This window comes from Klebsiella sp. BIGb0149 (genome assembly GCF_004362605.1).
GTDB classification, from domain to species: Bacteria; Pseudomonadota; Gammaproteobacteria; order Enterobacterales; family Enterobacteriaceae; genus Klebsiella; species Klebsiella terrigena.
The window spans coordinates 161,581-178,765 of sequence record NZ_SNYG01000006.1 but is presented as its reverse complement, the minus strand read 5'-3'; the positions used below and the strand labels follow the sequence as shown (position 1 = coordinate 178,765).

Annotated in this window: 12 protein-coding genes; 4 read left to right on the top strand and 8 right to left on the bottom strand. The window is 60.5% G+C overall.

Translation table 11 applies throughout. The features are described from left to right. Positions 1-196 precede the first annotated feature (196 nt). Positions 197-1,024, top strand: coding sequence for a co-chaperone DjlA (gene djlA / locus EDF75_RS20250; protein ID WP_133600681.1), 828 nt, complete (start codon positions 197-199; stop codon positions 1,022-1,024). A 30-nt stretch (positions 1,025-1,054) separates the two neighbouring features. On the opposite strand, the gene EDF75_RS20245 is transcribed toward djlA, so the two are convergent. Together EDF75_RS20245 and EDF75_RS20240 are read right to left on the bottom strand one after the other, a co-directional pair. Then, positions 1,055-1,753: a response regulator gene (locus tag EDF75_RS20245; protein ID WP_133600680.1), complete on the bottom strand. Its 699-nt coding sequence runs from the start codon at positions 1,751-1,753 to the stop codon at positions 1,055-1,057. Beyond that, a complete protein-coding gene (locus EDF75_RS20240; RefSeq protein WP_133600679.1) occupies positions 1,743-3,368 on the bottom strand; it encodes an ATP-binding protein in 1,626 nt (541 codons plus the stop codon). Before EDF75_RS20240 ends, EDF75_RS20245 begins: the two co-directional genes overlap by 11 nt. Positions 3,369-3,654: 286 nt before the next feature. Between EDF75_RS20240 and EDF75_RS20235 the strand changes: the two genes are divergently transcribed. Then, positions 3,655-5,022 carry a 2-hydroxycarboxylate transporter family protein gene (locus EDF75_RS20235; protein ID WP_133600678.1) on the top strand — a complete coding sequence of 456 codons (1,368 nt, stop codon included), beginning with the start codon at positions 3,655-3,657 and terminating at the stop codon, positions 5,020-5,022. A gap of 170 nt (positions 5,023-5,192) precedes the next feature. Beyond that, positions 5,193-5,681: a citrate lyase holo-[acyl-carrier protein] synthase gene (locus EDF75_RS20230; protein ID WP_133600677.1), complete on the top strand. Its 489-nt coding sequence runs from the start codon at positions 5,193-5,195 to the stop codon at positions 5,679-5,681. 114 nt (positions 5,682-5,795) lie between these two features. On the opposite strand, the gene rluA is transcribed toward EDF75_RS20230, so the two are convergent. The 6 genes from rluA to araB all read right to left on the bottom strand — a co-directional run bounded on the left by rluA (position 5,796) and on the right by araB (position 15,949). Continuing rightward, a complete protein-coding gene (gene rluA / locus EDF75_RS20225) occupies positions 5,796-6,455 on the bottom strand; it encodes a bifunctional tRNA pseudouridine(32) synthase/23S rRNA pseudouridine(746) synthase RluA (protein WP_041144020.1) in 660 nt (219 codons plus the stop codon). Between the two features lie 12 nt (positions 6,456-6,467). Beyond that, a complete protein-coding gene (gene rapA / locus EDF75_RS20220; RefSeq protein WP_133600676.1) occupies positions 6,468-9,374 on the bottom strand; it encodes an RNA polymerase-associated protein RapA in 2,907 nt (968 codons plus the stop codon). A 133-nt stretch (positions 9,375-9,507) separates the two neighbouring features. Further along, positions 9,508-11,865: a DNA polymerase II gene (gene polB, locus EDF75_RS20215; RefSeq protein WP_133600675.1), complete on the bottom strand. Its 2,358-nt coding sequence runs from the start codon at positions 11,863-11,865 to the stop codon at positions 9,508-9,510. A gap of 83 nt (positions 11,866-11,948) precedes the next feature. Continuing rightward, positions 11,949-12,644 (bottom strand): L-ribulose-5-phosphate 4-epimerase, encoded by a 696-nt coding sequence (gene araD / locus EDF75_RS20210; protein ID WP_133600674.1) that lies wholly within the window; start codon positions 12,642-12,644, stop codon positions 11,949-11,951. 82 nt (positions 12,645-12,726) lie between these two features. Continuing rightward, complete coding sequence (araA, locus tag EDF75_RS20205) at positions 12,727-14,229, bottom strand: L-arabinose isomerase (protein WP_133600673.1); 1,503 nt, start codon at positions 14,227-14,229, stop codon at positions 12,727-12,729. Between the two features lie 10 nt (positions 14,230-14,239). Beyond that, on the bottom strand, positions 14,240-15,949 hold the full coding sequence (gene araB / locus EDF75_RS20200) for a ribulokinase (RefSeq protein ID WP_133600672.1): 1,710 nt from the start codon (positions 15,947-15,949) through the stop codon (positions 14,240-14,242). Positions 15,950-16,286: 337 nt separating this feature from the next. Between araB and araC the strand changes: the two genes are divergently transcribed. Further along, a complete protein-coding gene (araC, locus tag EDF75_RS20195) occupies positions 16,287-17,132 on the top strand; it encodes an arabinose operon transcriptional regulator AraC (RefSeq protein ID WP_133600671.1) in 846 nt (281 codons plus the stop codon). The last annotated feature ends 53 nt before the right edge of the window (positions 17,133-17,185 follow it).

The window sequence follows — 17,185 nt, the reverse complement described above, 5'->3', positions numbered from 1 at the left end:
TCAGAGCCTAACGTACTCATCTTCATCGCGCTAGTGTTAATCCTGCCCGTTTCAATCCCGAGCGTTAGGCACCGTGTAGAATGACGAGTATGATAAAGCAAATTATAGGCTATGTCCCACAATTGACCGAAGCGTCAGTGCTTTGTAACGTGCGGTCATATATAGCTTAACTGGCGGCATAAAGATTGGGGAGTCTATGCAGTATTTGGGAAAAATAATTGGGGTTGCGGTTGCGCTGATGATGGGCGCGGGCTTCTGGGGTGTGGTGCTGGGCTTACTGGTCGGTCATATATTCGATCGCGCGCGCCGTCGGCGAATTAACGTTTTTGCTAACCAGCAGGAGCGGCAGTCGCTGTTCTTTTCCACCACCTTTGAGGTGATGGGCCATCTGACAAAATCGAAAGGACGCGTGACCGAAGCCGATATTCATGTTGCCAGCATCCTGATGGATCGCATGAATTTGCATGGCGAGTCGCGTACGGCGGCACAGCAGGCGTTTCGCGTAGGGAAATCAGACGATTACCCGCTGCGCGAGAAAATGCGTCAGCTGCGCAGCGTCTGTTTCGGCCGCTTTGATTTGATTCGGATGTTTCTGGAAATTCAGCTGCAGGCGGCCTTCGCCGACGGCGAATTACACCCTAATGAACGCGAGGTTCTGTTCGTTATTGCCGACGAGCTGGGGATCTCTCGCGCCCAGTTTGAGCAGTTCCTGCGCATGATGCAGGGCGGGGCCCAGTTCGGCGGCGGTTCGCAGCAGCACTCCGGGTACCAGGGCCGCGGCCAGGGCGGCTGGCAGCAGGCGCAGCGCGGGCCGACCCTTGAGGACGCCTGCAACGTGCTTGGCGTGAAGCCGACCGACGACGCGGCAACCGTCAAGCGCGCCTACCGCAAGCTGATGAGCGAGCACCATCCGGATAAGCTGGTGGCGAAGGGCCTGCCGCCGGAAATGATGGAGATGGCGAAGCAGAAGGCTCAGGATATTCAGAAGGCCTGGGAGCTGGTCAAAGAGCAGCGCGGCTTCTGATTTGCCGGCCTCTCCCGCCGGGGAGAGGTTTCAGGACGGGCTCCTGGCGCGGCGGTACATCCGCCGCGGATGGCCAATTTTACCGTACAGCATTTCCACTTCCAGAAAGCCCGTTTCCACGCAGTGCTCCAGGTAGCGGCGAGCGGTCGTTTTACTCAGGCCGGCGTCGTTCACCACCTCATCGACCGAAAAGCAGTGTTCTTCCCGCCCGCTAAACAGGTTTTGCACCAGCGCCAGCGTTTTTTCCTCAATCCCTTTGCTGCCGCTATCGGCGCGAAAGTTTTTCGCCTGCAGCTGGTACAGCGAATCGACGTTTTGCTGATCGACAATCTTCCACTCCCGCTGCTGGTCGTAAAACTGAACGAAGCGCTCGAGAGACTGGCTCAGCCGTTTCCAGGAGACCGGCTTCAGGATGTAGTCGAAGGCCCCGTTGCGAATGGCCAGGCTGCAGGTTTCCATGTCGCTGGCGGCGGTAATAAAGATAACCGAGCAGTTGGCGCTTGCCAGCAGCGGGTCGGTCATCAGCGTCACCCCCTTACCGTCGGGTAAATAGTTGTCGAGCAGCACCAGCTGCGGCGGGCTGGCGTTGAGCATCTGCCGCGCCTGGGTGAGCGAGGCGGCCATGCCTGCCAGCCGCATGCGCGGGTGTTTTTGAATCAGCTCGGCGTGCAGACGCGCCAGCTCGCTCTCATCTTCGACGATCAGTACATCGACCAGGTCATGATGCATAGTGTGCCCCTTGTGGCGGGTGGGCCGGACCGTCGGCGGGAATAAATAGCGTAAAGATGGCCCCGCGCGGCGAGTTATCGGCAACCTCGATGGTGCCGCCAGCCTGAGTGACATAGTGTTCAATAAGATACAGGCCGATGCCGTGATCGCCGCGGGTTTTAGTGGTGACGCCGCGTTCAAAGATTCGATCGCGGATCTCCGGGCGAATGCCGACGCCGCGATCGGCCACTTCAATCATCAGCTCCCGGGCGTTGAGCTGGATCAGCACTTCAACCGGCTCGTGCGGCAGTTCGGCGCGCTGGGTGGCTTCGATGGCGTTATCCAGCAGGTTGCCGATGATAGAGATGAGCTCCGATTCGATTAACGACGGCAGCGGCCGGTCGATGTGGCAGGCGGGGTCGAAGCTCAGCTCGACGCCTTTCTCCCGCGCCCTGGCGGCCTTACCCAGCAGCAGGCCGCAGAGCGTCGGCGAGCTAAAGCGGGATGAAATAAAGTCCAGCAGCTCCTGGGCATGCTCCGACTGCGCCTGAATATAGCGAATGGCCTCGTCGTAGTGGCCCATGTGCAGCAGGCCGGAAAGCGTCGTCATGCGGTTCAGCTGCTCATGGCGCATGATGCGCAGGTTATCCACATAGCGTTTCACCTGGCTGAGCTGGGCGCTAAGGGAGTTGATTTCGTCCCGGTCGCGGAAGGTGATCACCCAGCCCTGCAGCGAGTTCTCCAGCATGATGCGCACCCGGCTGGCGAGGACGGTGAGCTGGTTGAAGCGGCATAGCTCGTCGTGCGTGTCGCTTTCCAGCATCTCGCCGCTGGCGAAAAACGGCTGCGGCACGATGACGCTATCGATCGACTGCCCGCGCAGCTGGTGCGCGGGCTGGGTCAGGCCGAGCAGGCTGCGGGCGGCGTGGTTAATGACCTTGATGCGGCGGGTGTGGTCGATAACGATAACCCCTTCATAGATCGATTCCATCATCGCCTTTTGCTGGCGCACCAGCAGGCCGATTTCCCGCGGCTCGAGGGAGAAGATCTGCTTCTTGATGCTGCGGGTGAAGTACCAGGAGAAGATAAACAGCGCAACCAGCAGCAGCACGGCGGCGACGAAGATATTGATGACTTTTTGCAGCGTGATGCTGTCGAGGTAGCTGGTCAGATAGCCGACGGAAACAATCCCCACCACCCGACCCGCGTCGTCACGCACCGGCGCCTTGCTGCGCAGCGAAATCCCGAGCCCGCCTTTGCGGATGGTGGTAATGGTTTTCCCATCCAGCACCGCCTGATTATCGCCGCCAACCAGCCGGGTGCCGACCCACTCCGGGTGCACGGAGTGGAACAGATGCACGCCCCGCGCGTCGCCAACAACAATAAAGCTGGCGTCGCTGTGGGCGGCGATTTCCTGCATAAAGGCGTTTATCGCCTGCGGATCCCTGCGGGCAACCTGCTGGCGTAAATTGGGCATCAGGGCAATCTCTTCGGCCTGTATTTTGGCGCGGGTGCTCATTTCCTGATAAAGCTGATGGCTGGCATCGAAATAGTAATACACGCCCAGCAGGGCAAAGAGGATCGAGAAAAATGCCACCAGGGAAATAAACAGCTTAAATTGAAAGGAAACTTTCATAGGCCTCGTACAGAGTCTCAGTAAGGCGGGCAAGTCACGAGCGGCCGCTTACGCCGGGGTCAGGGAACAGAATCGATCCGCGAAGCCTATTTATAAATGATCTCCAGGGCTGCGACAAAAAACCATAAAAACCACGCTAATAAATCAGAGATATATCACGCCGGGAATAGAAACCATAAAAACCATAGTGCCCATTAAAACTTCATTTTTAATCTGGCAACCCTCACATTAAGTCGGCTTATTCCCCCCTAGTCTGAAGATGAATAATAACTAAAGGGCTAAACCTATGAGCACCACTGACGATGCATTCTCTGCGACCCTCGACCCCATCGATACCCCAAAGGCCACGCTGAAGCAGCGCTGGTGGCACGTTATGGACAACCGCAAAGTCGGGATTATCCCGCTGCCGCTGTTCCTGCTGGCCGGGGGCTTAATTGCCCTGGACTGTCTGGGCGGCAAGCTGCCGAGCGACATTGTGGTGATGGTGGCGACGCTGGCCTTTTTTGGCTTCGCCTGCGGTGAGTTTGGCAAGCGCCTGCCGGTTCTCGGCAAGCTCGGCGCGGCGGCGATCTGCGCGACCTTTATTCCCTCGGCGCTGGTTCATTACGGCCTGCTGCCGGACGTGGTGGTGGAATCCACCACCAAATTCTACAAGTCGACCAATATTCTCTATCTCTACATCTGCTGCATTATCGTCGGCAGCATTATGAGCATGAACCGCACCACGCTGATTCAGGGGTTCCTGCGCATTTTCTTCCCGATGCTGTGCGGTGAAGTTGTCGGCATGCTGGTTGGCGTTGGCGTCGGGACCGCGCTGGGCCTGGAGCCGTTCCAGGTCTTCTTCTTTATCGTCCTGCCGATTATGGCCGGCGGCGTAGGGGAAGGGGCGATACCGCTGTCGATTGGCTACGCCGCGCTGATGCATATGGATCAGGGCGTTGCGCTGGGCCGCGTCCTGCCGATGGTCATGCTGGGCAGCCTGACGGCGATTGTCATCTCCGGCAGCCTGAACCAGCTGGGCAAGCGCTTCCCGCATCTGACCGGCGAAGGCCAGCTGATGCCGAACCGCAGCAACGAAACGCATCGTGAAAGCGTCGGCGACGAAAGCTCTGACGGCAAAACGGACGTGGCGACGCTGGCGTCCGGAGCGCTGCTGGCGGTACTGCTCTATATGCTGGGGATGCTGGGGCAAAAGATGATTGGCCTGCCGGCGCCGGTGGGGATGCTGTTCCTGGCGGTGCTGCTGAAGCTGGCTAACGGCGTATCGCCGCGCCTGCAGGAGGGCTCACAGGTGGTGTATAAGTTCTTCCGCACGGCGGTGACCTATCCGATTCTGTTTGCCGTTGGCGTCGCGATTACGCCGTGGCAGGAGCTGGTTAACGCCTTTACTATCACCAATCTGCTGGTGATTATCAGCACCGTCTCCGCGCTGGTGGCGACCGGATTCTTTGTCGGTAAAAAAATCGGCATGCATCCGATCGACGTGGCGATCGTCTCCTGCTGCCAGAGCGGCCAGGGTGGGACCGGCGACGTGGCGATCCTCACCTCCGGCAACCGAATGAACCTGATGCCGTTCGCCCAAATCGCCACCCGCATCGGTGGAGCGATCAATGTCTCTCTGGGCCTGCTGTTTCTGAGTCACTTTATGGCGTGATTTAGTTCTGTGCTAACAGGAAAAACTGCTATTTCCCTCCACAGGACGAAGAAAATTTCTTTGTCCTGTATCCTAAATTCTGTTCATTTAGCGATACAATCAGCAGCGAAATCCGTTATCGCGACGGCAGCCCTGCCGCCGTTATTTTATTCAGTGAAGGAGAGGAATTAATGTCCGTGGATACTCCCGCCCGTGCGGGCGCCAGCGTAGAAACCCAGCTGGCGGTGAAAGCGCAGCGTGAAGCTCGTCAGAGCGAGTTGTTAACCCATTATCAGCAGCCGGTTATTTCGCTCACCCTGGTGACGCCGGGCGCGGAGAAAGACAGCATCCGCTATCGCAATATGATGGGCGTGGCGCTGCAGGCTTTCGATCAGCTGCTGTGGAAACACCGCTGGCAAACGCTGGACCGCCAGGTGCAGTGGCTGCCAACCGGGCCGGAAGCGCTGTGGTGCGTTGAGCACTCTGCCAGTGAAATTAACGCGCTTTGCACGGAGCTGACGCAATCCCATCCGCTGGGGCGTTTATGGAATATCGAAGTGATTTGCCCGGCGGACGGCCTGCAGGGCCGCCCGTCCGCCGCTGAGAGCAACGATCGCCAGCCGCAGCCGTCGGCCGCTCACGTAGAGCAGATGATTGACGCGTGGTTTGCCCGCGACTAACGGATGATAGCGTGAGGAGCCCCGTTCCTGCTGCGCTTAGCGCAGGGGCGGGGCGGGGTTTCCCGGGCAAGGCGTTTAAGCCGGCCCGGGAAACCTGAAGTCAGAAACCCGCCGTCAGAAGTCGACCGGCGCGCGGAAGGTCATCGCGTTGCCGAAAGCGGGATGGGTGATGGTCAGCATCTCCGCGTGCAGCAGCAGGCGCGGGGCCATAGCCAGCGCTTCCGGCGTCGCATAAAAGCGGTCGCCGAGAATCGGGTGACCGAGGGCCAGCATATGCACGCGCAGCTGGTGCGAACGCCCGGTAATCGGCTTCAGGCGCACGCGGGCGCTGTTATCATCCGCGTACTCCAGCACCTCATACTCGGTTTGCGCCGCCTTGCCGGTTTCGTAGCACACCTTCTGCTTTGGCCGGTTCGGCCAGTCGCAAATCAGCGGCAAATCCACCAGGCCTTCTGCTTTCTGCGGGTGACCCCACACGCGGGCGACGTACTGCTTCTTCGGCTCACGCTCGCGAAACTGACGCTTCAGCTCGCGCTCCGCCGCTTTGGTCAGCGCCACCACAATCACGCCGCTGGTGGCCATATCCAGCCGGTGAACCGACTCGGCCTGCGGAAAGTCGCGCTGCACGCGCGTCATCACGCTGTCTTTATGCTCCTCCAGCCGCCCCGGCACGGACAACAGGCCGCTCGGCTTGTTGACCACCATAATGTGCTCATCCTGATAGAGGATAACCAGCCAGGGGTCCTGCGGCGGATTGTAGTTTTCCATCGCCATATTCGCGTTCCGTTACTGGTGAGTGACGACGATTAAGCGCAGCGCATCGAGACGCCAGCCGGCCTGGGACAGCGCATCCATCACCTGTTGACGGTTGCTCTCAATGGCCGACAGTTCGTCATCGCGGATGTTCGGGTTCACCGCCTTAAGCGCTTCCAGACGCGACAGCTCCGCCGACAGCTTGTCGTTAGCCTCATCGCGCGCCGCGTCGATTAGCGCCTGAGCGGCTTTAGCGACCTGCGCTTCGCCGAGCTGGAGGATCGCGTGAACGTCCTGCTGCACCGCGTTGACCAGCTTGCTGCCGGTATGGCGGTTAACGGCGCTCAGCTGGCGGTTGAAGCTCTCGAACTCCACCTGGCCGGCGAGGTTGTTGCCGTTCTTATCCAGCAGCATACGCACCGGCGTGGCCGGCAGGAAGCGATTAAGCTGCAGCTGCTTCGGCGCCTGCGCTTCGACGACGTAAATCAGCTCGAGCAGCAGCGTGCCGACCGGCAGCGCCTTGTTCTTCAGCAGCGAGATGGTGCTGCTGCCGGTATCGCCGGAGAGGATCAGGTCCAGGCCGTTGATAATCAGCGGATGCTCCCAGGTGACGAACTGCGCGTCTTCGCGGGAGAGCGCGACGTCGCGCTCAAAGGTGATGGTGCAGCCGTCTTCCGGCAGGCCCGGGAAGTCCGGAACCAGCATATGATCGGACGGGGTCAGCACGATCAGGTTCTCGCCGCGATCGTCCTGGTTGACGCCGACGATATCAAACAGGTTCATGGCAAAGGCGATCAGGCTGGTGTCGTCATCCTGCTCTTCAATGCTTTCGGCGAGCGCCAGCGCCCCTTCGCCGCCGTTAGAGTGGATCTCCAGCAGGCGGTCGCGGCCCTGCTCCAGCTGCGCTTTCAGCGCATCGTGCTGCTGGCGGCAGGATTTAATCAGCTCGTCGAAGCCGTCGGTGGTTTCCGGCGCGGCAAGATAGTTAATCAGCTGGTCATGGACGCTATCGTAAACGGTACGGCCGGTCGGGCAGGTGTGCTCGAAGGCATCAAGCCCTTCGTGATACCAGCGGACCAGCACCGACTGGGCGGTTCTTTCCAGGTACGGCACGTGGATCTGAATATCGTGCGCCTGGCCGATACGGTCCAGACGGCCAATACGCTGCTCCAGCAGATCCGGGTTAAACGGCAGATCGAACATCACCAGGTTGCTGGCGAACTGGAAGTTGCGGCCTTCGGAGCCAATTTCAGAACACAGCAGCACCTGCGCGCCGGTGTCCTCTTCGGCAAACCACGCGGCGGCGCGGTCGCGTTCGATGATCGACATGCCTTCGTGGAAGACCGCAGCGCGAATACCTTCACGCTCGCGCAGCACCTGTTCCAGCTGCAGCGCGGTGGCGGCTTTCGCGCAGATCACCAGCACCTTCTGCGAACGGTGGCTGGTCAGGTGGCCCATCAGCCACTCGACGCGCGGGTCGAAGTTCCACCAGGTTCCGCTATCGCCTTCAAACTCCTGATAGATCTGCTCCGGATAGAGCATGTCGCGAGCGCGCTCTTCGGCGGTTTTACGCGCGCCCATAATGCCGGAGACCTTGATGGCCGTCTGGTACTGCATCGGCAGCGGCAGGCGAATGGTGTGCAGTTCGCGTTTCGGGAAGCCTTTCACGCCGTTACGGGTGTTACGGAACAGAACGCGGCTGGTGCCGTGGCGGTCCATGAGCATGGAGACCAGCTCCTGACGCGCGGACTGGGCTCCGTCGCGATCGCTGTTGGCGGTCTGCAGCAGCGGCTCGATATCCTGCTCGCCGATCAGCTCGCCGAGCATATTCAGATCGGCATCGCTCAGCCTGTTGCCTGCCAGCAGCAGGGCGACGGCGTCGGCCACCGGGCGGTAGTTCTGCTGCTCTTCAACGAACTGGGCAAAGTCGTGGAAACGGTTTGGATCCAGCAGGCGCAAACGGGCGAAATGGCTCTCCATTCCCAGCTGCTCCGGCGTGGCGGTCAGCAGGAGGATCCCCGGCACGCGCTCGGCCAGCTGTTCAATGGCCTGGTATTCACGGCTCGGCGCATCTTCGCTCCACACCAGGTGGTGCGCCTCATCGACGATCATCAGATCCCATTCGGCGTCGCACAGGTGCTCAAGGCGCTGCTTGCTGCGGCGCACGAAGTCCAGGGAGCAGATCACCAGCTGCTCGGTTTCAAACGGATTATAAGCGTCGTGCTGCGCTTCGGCGTAGCGCTCGTCGTCAAACAGCGAGAAGCGCAGGTTGAAGCGGCGCAGCATTTCGACCAGCCACTGGTGCTGCAGGGTTTCCGGGACGACGATCAGCACGCGCTCGGCGGCGCCGGCCAGCAGCTGCTGATGCAGGATCATCCCGGCTTCGATGGTTTTACCGAGCCCGACCTCATCCGCCAGCAGCACGCGCGGGGCGTGGCGACGGCCAACGTCGTGGGCGATGTGCAGCTGGTGCGGGATCAGGCTGGTGCGCTGGCCGCGCAGGCCGCTCCACGGCATCCGGTACTGCTCGCTCTGATATTTACGCGCGCGGTAGCGCAGCGCAAAGCGGTCCATACGGTCGATCTGCCCGGCGAACAGGCGATCCTGCGGCTTGCTGAAAACCAGCTTGCTGTCGAGCAGCACTTCACGCAGAACCACGTTGGCTTCCTCGGTATCCAGACGGGTACCGGTATAGGCCAGCAGGCCGTTCTCTTCATTAACTTCGTCAACCTGGAGCTGCCAGCCTTCGTGGCTGGTGATGGTGTCGCCCGGATTAAACATCACGCGGGTGATCGGGGAGTCGTTGCGTGCGTACAGACGATTTTCGCCGATGGCGGGGAAAAGAAGGGTAACCATGCGCGCATCCAGCGCTACGACCGTCCCTAATCCCAGTTCGCTCTCTGTGTCGCTAATCCAGCGTTGACCAAGTGTAAAAGGCATATGTGTTCGGCTCTTTAGTTCTTAAATTGCAGGCAATAGTTGATCATCTCCGAATAGGCTGGAGAGGGATCAAGATTGGGTCCAGGAGTGGAAAGGGCGCTATGGTACTGGATGCCGCGGTGATAGTCACCTGTCAAAATAGCCCCAGCTGCCCTGTCACTATTGTAGCAAAATCATCGTCGACAAAGGGAAGTATTCCTTCCGCGACCGGCTGTAATTGTTTCGACAAATAGTGCTCGTAATCGAGCGGCGACTGCTGATAATCGACCGGCTCCGGCCCGCCGATGGTCCAGACATATTTGATGCTGCCGCGCTGCTGGTACTGCTGCGGCCTGCCCAGCCTGACGTTGTGCTCGTCGGCGAGCCTTGCCGCGCGGACGTGCGGCGGAACGTTGCGCTGATATTCCGCCAGCGGCCGGCGCAGCCGCTTACGGTAGATCAGCCGATCGTCGAGCTCGCCGTTCATCAGCCGATTAATCGTCTCCAGGACGTAGTCGCGATAGGGCTGGTTGCGGAAAATGCGCAGGTACAGCTCCTGCTGAAACTGCTGGGCCAGCGGCGTCCAGTCGGTTCGCACCGTCTCCAGCCCTTTAAAGACCATTCTCTGCTCCTGCGCCTCCTGAATCATTCCGGCGTAGCGCTTTTTGCTGCCGGTATCGGCGCCGCGGATGGTCGGCATTAAAAAGCGGCAGAAGTGGGTTTCAAACTCCAGCTCGAGGGTGCTGGTGAGGCGCGATTTCCCCAGCTCGGTGGCCCACCAGCTGTTGACGTAAGCCACCAGCGACCGGCCGATTTTCGCCGCCTCTTGTTCATCATGGGCGCGCCTGAGCCAGACAAAGGTGGAGTCGGTGTCGCCGTAGATAACGTCATAGCCCTGCGACTCAATCAGCGCTTTGGTCTGGCGCATGATGGCGTGGCCGCGCATGGTGATTGACGAGGCCAGCCGCGGGTCGAAAAAGCGACAGGCGCTGGTGCCGAGCACGCCGTAAAAGGCGTTCATAATGATCTTCAACGCCTGCGACAGCGGCTTGTTTTTATGCCGCTTGGCGTCGTCGCGCCCGTGCCAAATCTGGCCGACGATATCCGGCAGACAGTGCTTCTCGCGGGAGAAGCGCGCGCCGAGAAAGCCTTCGGTGCTGTGCTCGTCGTCGGGCAAGGCGCCGCCTTCGACGAGCCCCACCGGGTCAATCAGGAAGGTGCGGATAATCGAGGGGTACAGGCTTTTGTAGTCCAGCACCAGCACCGAATCGTACAGGCCGGGGCGGGAGTCCATCACGTAGCCGCCGGGGCTGGCCTGCGGCGGCACTTCGCCGAGATTGGGCGCAACGTAGCCCAGCCGGTGCATGCGTGGAAAATAGAGGTGGCTAAAGGCGGCCACCGACCCGCCGTGGCGGTCGGCAGGCAGGCCGTTAACCGTGGCGCGCTCCAGCAGAAAGGGCACGATCTCCGTTTTCTGGAAGATGCGCGTCACCAGCTCGCAGTCCTGCAGGTTGTAGGTTGCCAGCGCCGGCTTATCCTCGCTGAAGCGGCGGTCGATTTCGTCCATCCGATCCCAGGGATTATCGATGGCTTTGCCTTCACCCAGCAGCTCGCGCGCTACCGCCTCAAGTGAAAAAGAGGGGAAGCTCCAGAACGCGGATTTCAGCGCCTCAATGCCGTCGATAATCAGCCGCCCGCTGGCCTGGGCGAAGAATACGCCATTTTTAAAACCGTGCTCGCGCCACTCCAGCTCGCTGTTGCCGCGGCCGAGCAGCAGCGGAATACGGTAGCGCTCGGCGTGTTTTTGCAGCACGCGCAGGTCGAACTGCACCACGTTCCAGCCGATCAGGATGTCCGGGTCGTGGGCGGCAAACCAGGCGTTGAGCTTTTCCAGCAGCTGCGGGCGGCTGGCGACATACTCCAGCTGAAAATCAACCGCGGGAGCGGCCGCCGGCTCTGGGCCGAGCATGTAGACAACCCGCTGGCCGCAGCCCTCCAGGCCGATGCAGTACAGCTCGCCGTGGCGGCTGGTTTCGATATCCAGCGAGACCCACTTCAGCGGCGGTCGGTAGTGCGGGCTGGCCTTCATGCGGGCGTTGATCAACCCTGCGCCGCGCGCTTCGCCTTCGACCCAAACCGGAGCGGTAATAAAGCGCTCCATCAGATAGCGTTCCGGCGGGCGGATATCGCCTTCGTAGACGGTAACGCCCTGTTCGCGCAGCTTCTTTTCCAGGCGCATCAGCTGGCGATGGGCGCGGCAGTAAAGGCCAAAAACCGGCTGGCGGTGAAAGTCTTTTAGGCTTAGCGGGGCGAGGCGCAGGCCGTTTTCGCCCTGCAGCAGGCGCTCAGCCTGGGCACGCTGCGCTTCGGGGATAAAGGCCACGGACTCCTGCGGCGGCAGGGTGACCTGAAGGGGACCGTCGTCGGTTGCCAGCCAAAAGGTCAGCTCCGTGCCCTGGGGGGTATCCCGCCAGTGACGGGTCAATAAAAAACCTTCTCGTGGCTGAGTCACGCCGCGCTCTCATCAAGTCAAACCAGGCCTGAGTATAGCCTGGTTGATGACAAGGTGCTGGGGTTTTATACAGGCGTTTGACGCTACTGCCCGTAATAGGCCTTCGCGCCGTGCTTGCGCAAATAGTGCTTATCCAGCAGGGTTTGCTGCATATCCGGCAGCTGCGGCGCCAGCTGGCGGCAGAAAATCCCCATATAGGCGATCTCTTCCAGCACGATGGCGTTATGCACCGCGTCTTCCGCGTTTTTGCCCCACGCGAACGGGCCGTGGGAGTGCACCAGCACGCCGGGCATTTGCGCCGGGTCGATGGCGTTCTCGCGGAAGGTTTCGACGATAACGCGCCCGGTTTCCCACTCATACTCCCCGTTGATTTCGCCGTCGGTCATCAGGCGGGTGCAGGGAACCGCGCCGTAGAAGTAGTCGGCGTGGGTGGTGCCGGTTGCCGGGATCGACTGGCCCGCCTGCGCCCAGATGGTCGCGTGGCGCGAATGGGTATGGACGATACCGCCGAGGGTCGGGAAGGCCTGGTACAGCAGGCGATGGGTTGGGGTATCCGACGAAGGTTTCTTTTTCCCTTCCACCACTTCGCCGGTTTCGAGGCTCACCACCACCATATCCTCAGCGCTCATCGCGCTATAGTCGACGCCCGACGGCTTGATCACCAGCAGGCCGCGCTCGCGGTCGACGGCGCTGACGTTGCCCCAGGTTAAGGTCACCAGGTTGTGCCTGGGCAGCGCGAGGTTTGCTTCCAGCACCTGACGTTTCAGATCTTCTAACATTGTGTACTCCGAATTGCGGGTCAGCGCGGTTTCCCCTTTTCCCCTCTTTGCCGCGGCGCAGAGGGAGAAAAGGGGCGACCTCTTAACGTTTACCGGCGTAATAAACTTCGTTCCAGCGCAGCGCGTCTTTGAAAGAAGGCAGGCGGGTTTCGCTATCAATGACGGTCAGCTCGATATCCTGCAGCTCCGCAAACTGGCGCATATCGTCGAGCGTCAGGGAGTGGCTGAAGACCGTATGGTGCGCGCCGCCGGCAATGATCCAGGCTTCGGAGGCGGTGCGGAGATCCGGCTGCGCTTTCCACAGCGCGTTGGCAACCGGCAGCTTCGGCAGTTCGTGCGGGGTCGGCACCGTTTCAACGGTGTTAACCAGCAGGCGATAGCGATCGCCGAGATCGATCAGGCTGGCGACGATCGCCGGGCCGGTCTGGGTGTTGAAGATCAGGCGCGCAGGGTCGGCTTTACCGCCGATGCCCAGCGGCTGGACGTCGAGGATCGGTTTTTCCGCCGTGGAGATGGTTGGGCAGACCTCCAGCATATGCGAGCCGAGCACCAGATCGTTGCCGTTGTCGAAGTGGTAGGTGTAATCCTCCATAAAGGAGGTGCCGCCCTGCAGACCGGTTGACATCACCTTCATGATGCGAAGCAGGGCGGCGGTTTTCCAGTCGCCTTCGCCCGCAAAGCCGTAGCCCTGCTGCATCAGACGCTGCACGGCGAGGCCCGGAAGCTGCTTCAGGCCGTGTAAATCTTCAAAGGTAGTGGTGAAGGCGTGGAAGCCGCCCTGCTGCAGGAAGCGCTGCATTCCCAGCTCGATACTCGCGGCATCGAGAACGTTCTGCCGCTTATCGCCGCGGACCTGCGCCGCCGCGGTCAGGCGGTAGCTGCTTTCATACTCATCAACCAGGGCGCTGATATCGCCTTCGCTGACGTCGTTGACCACCTGCACCAGATCGCCCACCGGCCAGGTATTGACCGAGAAGCCGAATTTGATCTGCGCGGCGACCTTATCGCCATCGGTGACCGCCACTTCGCGCATGTTATCGCCAAAGCGGCAGACTTTCAGATGACGGGTATCCTGCTTCGAGACCGCCTGGCGCATCCACGAGCCGATGCGCTCATGGGCGTCGCGATCCTGCCAGTGGCCGGTCACCACGCTATGCTGCTGGCGCATACGGGCGCCAATAAAGCCGAACTCGCGGCCGCCGTGCGCGGTCTGGTTGAGGTTCATAAAGTCCATATCGATGCTGTCCCACGGCAGCGACGCGTTGTACTGGGTGTGGAACTGCAGCAGCGGTTTATTGAGGATGGTCAGGCCGTTAATCCACATCTTGGCCGGAGAGAAGGTGTGCAGCCACACCACCATGCCGGCGCATTTATCATCGTAGTTAGCGTCGCGGCAGATGTGGGTGATTTCGTCCGGCGTGGTGCCCAGCGGCTTTAATACCAGCCGGCACGGCAGTTTTGCCTCGGCGTTCAGGCTGTTCACCACGTGCTCGGCATGCTTTGTGACCTGACGCAGCGCTTCCGCGCCGTACAGATGCTGGCTGCCAATCACGAACCAGACTTCATAGTTAGCAAAAATCGTCATTTTGGTGTCCTTAATGGGTGAGAGCTGGCTGAGATTGCGAGGCTTTTTCCGCCCGTGCAGCCGAAGGGAGATACTGTTGTTCAGCGCTGACTGACCATTGCTGGTAGCGCTGATAGAGCTGTTCGAAGCGCTGTGCCTCGGCCGGACGCGGCTGCAGGGTGCTTTCGACCCGGCTTGCCATATGCTGCTGGGCCGTTGGAATATCGCGATACACGCCGGCGGAGACGGCGGCAAAGATGGCCGCACCCAGCGCACAGCACTGATCGGAGGCGACAATCTGCAGCGGGCGGTTCAGCACGTCGCAGCAGGCCTGCATGATGACCGGGTTTTTGCGCGCGATGCCGCCCAGCGCCATCACGTTGTTGACCGGGATCCCCTGGTCGGTGAAGCACTCCATAATGGCGCGCGCGCCGAAGGCGGTTGCCGCCACCAGGCCGCCAAACAGCGCCGGCGCATCGGTGGCGAGATTCAGATCGGTTATTACGCCTTTCAGGCGCTGGTTAGCGTTTGGGGTGCGCCGTCCGTTGAACCAGTCCAGCACCACCGGCAGATGGTCGAGGGAGGGATTTTTCGCCCACGCCTCGGTCAGCGCCGGCAGCAGCTGCTTCTGGCTGGCGCGGATCGGCTCTTTCAGCTCCGGATGGGCAAGCGCCAGCTGCTCCAGCGGCCAGCCGAGAATGCGGCCAAACCAGGCGTAGATATCGCCAAAGGCCGACTGCCCGGCTTCCAGACCGATAAAATCGGGCACTACGCTGCCGTCGACCTGGCCGCAGATGCCTTTCACCGTGCGGGAGCCAACGCTGTGCTTATCGGCAATGAGGATGTCGCAGGTGGAGGTGCCGATAACCTTAACCAGCGTATTCGGCTGCGCGCCGGCGCCCACCGCGCCCATATGGCAGTCGAAGGCGCCGCCGGAGATGGTCACCGTTTCCGCCAGGCCCAGGCGCTGCGCCCATTCGGCGCTGAGCGTGCCGACCGGCACGTCGGCGGTCCAGGTGTCGCTAAACAGCGGCCAGCTGAGGTGCTGATTGATAATCGGGTCGAGTTCGTCGAAGAAGCTGGCCGGCGGCAGGCCGCCCCAGTCGGCGTGCCACAGGGATTTGTGCCCGGCGCTGCAGCGGCCGCGGCGAATATCCTGCGGGCGGGTGGTCGCGGAGAGCAGCGCCGGAACCCAGTCGCACAGCTCAATCCATGAGGATGCTGCCTGCGCAACGGCGCTATCCTGACGGGTGACGTGGAGGATCTTGGCCCAGAACCATTCGCTGGAGTAGATGCCGCCGATATAGCGGGAGTAGTCCTCTTTGCCCGGCTGGTGGCACAGGCGGGTGATGGCCTCCGCCTCTTCCACCGAGGTATGGTCTTTCCACAGCACGAACATCGCATTCGGGTTGTTAGCGAACTCTTCCCGCAGGGCCAGCACGTTGCCGTCGGCGTCAATCGGCGCCGGCGTCGAGCCGGTGCTGTCAACGCCGATACCGACGACGGCGGCGCGCTGCTCGGGGCTCAGCAGCGCCAGCACGCTTTTCAGCGCGGCTTCCATTGATTCAATGTAATCACGCGGGTGGTGGCGAAACTGATTATTCGGGGCGTCGCAAAACAGCCCCTCCTGCCAGCGCGGGTACCACTCTACGCCGGAGGCGAGCTCTTCGCCGGTGGCGCATTCCACCGCCAGAGCGCGAACTGAATCACTACCAAAATCGAGGCCAATCGCAATTGCCATGCTGTTACTCCATGCTGAAAACCATTCATGGTGAAACAGTAGATATCCTCAGGAAAAACCGTCAGGCCGTATTCGCTAATCTTATGGATTATATTGCTATGCCATCGCAAAGTGTGACGCCGTGCAAATATTCAATGTGGACTTTCCTGCCGTATTTATAGACACTTTTGTTATGCGCTGGAATGGCTTACATTGAGCGTTGTTGTCGATTTTTGCTGAAGTCAGGCGGGTTTTAATTCGAATTTCAACCCGCATCCCATTACGGGAAGCGCGCTTAGCGATAAAATAACGAATATGGACAATTGGTGTCCAGTACCTCTCCGGGAGAGCTGAGTTTATGGCTGAAACACAAAACGATCCTTTGCTACCGGGCTACTCTTTTAACGCCCACCTGGTGACGGGGCTGACGCCGATTGATGCGGAAGGCTATCTGGATTTCTTTATTGACCGCCCGCTCGGCATGAAGGGCTTCATCCTCAATCTGACGATCCGCGGGGAAGGGGTGATCAACAACCAGGACGAACAGTTTGTCTGCCGGCCTGGCGATATTCTACTCTTCCCTCCGGGGGAAATTCATCACTACGGCCGCCACCCGGATGCCCGCGAGTGGTATCACCAGTGGGTCTACTTCCGCCCGCGGGCCTACTGGCATGAGTGGCTGAACTGGCCGACGATTTTCGCCCACACCGGATTTTTCCGTCCCGATGAGCAGTGGCAGGCGCGCTTTGGCGAGCTTTTCGGCCAGATCGTCGACGCCGGGCAGGGGGCCGGGCGCTACTCTGAGCTGCTGGCGATCAATCTGCTGGAACAGCTGCTGCTGCGGCGCATGGAGGCGATTAACGAATCCCTCTATCCGCCGCTGGATAACCGGGTTCGCGACGCCTGCCAGTACATTAGCGATCGCCTGGCGGACAGCCATTTTGATATTGCCAGCGTCGCCCAGCACGTCTGCCTGTCGCCGTCGCGGCTGTCGCACCTGTTCCGCCAGCAGCTGGGCATCAGCGTGCTGGGGTGGCGGGAAGATCAGCGCATCAGCCAGGCCAAGCTGCTGCTGAGCACCACGCGAATGCCCATCGCGACGGTGGGACGCAACGTTGGCTTTGAAGATCAGCTCTATTTCTCGCGGGTATTTAAAAAATGCACCGGCGCCAGCCCGAGCGAATTCCGCGCAGGATGTGAATAAAACGTAAATAAAGTGAAATGATGCCCCGGAAAATTGTCACAACCGGTAAACTA

Bases quoted from the DNA above. Each gene is read 5' to 3' on its own strand.
- EDF75_RS20235 (WP_133600678.1), top strand. From the start codon at position 3,655: ATGAGCACCACTGACGATGCATTCTCTGCGACCCTCGACCCCATCGAT.
- EDF75_RS20245 (WP_133600680.1), bottom strand. From the start codon at position 1,753: ATGCATCATGACCTGGTCGATGTACTGATCGTCGAAGATGAGAGCGAG.
- araC (WP_133600671.1), top strand. From the start codon at position 16,287: ATGGCTGAAACACAAAACGATCCTTTGCTACCGGGCTACTCTTTTAAC.
- djlA (WP_133600681.1), top strand. From the start codon at position 197: ATGCAGTATTTGGGAAAAATAATTGGGGTTGCGGTTGCGCTGATGATG.
- rluA (WP_041144020.1), bottom strand. From the start codon at position 6,455: ATGGCGATGGAAAACTACAATCCGCCGCAGGACCCCTGGCTGGTTATC.
- EDF75_RS20240 (WP_133600679.1), bottom strand. From the start codon at position 3,368: ATGAAAGTTTCCTTTCAATTTAAGCTGTTTATTTCCCTGGTGGCATTT.
- araA (WP_133600673.1), bottom strand. From the start codon at position 14,229: ATGACGATTTTTGCTAACTATGAAGTCTGGTTCGTGATTGGCAGCCAG.
- rapA (WP_133600676.1), bottom strand. From the start codon at position 9,374: ATGCCTTTTACACTTGGTCAACGCTGGATTAGCGACACAGAGAGCGAA.
- EDF75_RS20230 (WP_133600677.1), top strand. From the start codon at position 5,193: ATGTCCGTGGATACTCCCGCCCGTGCGGGCGCCAGCGTAGAAACCCAG.
- araB (WP_133600672.1), bottom strand. From the start codon at position 15,949: ATGGCAATTGCGATTGGCCTCGATTTTGGTAGTGATTCAGTTCGCGCT.
- araD (WP_133600674.1), bottom strand. From the start codon at position 12,644: ATGTTAGAAGATCTGAAACGTCAGGTGCTGGAAGCAAACCTCGCGCTG.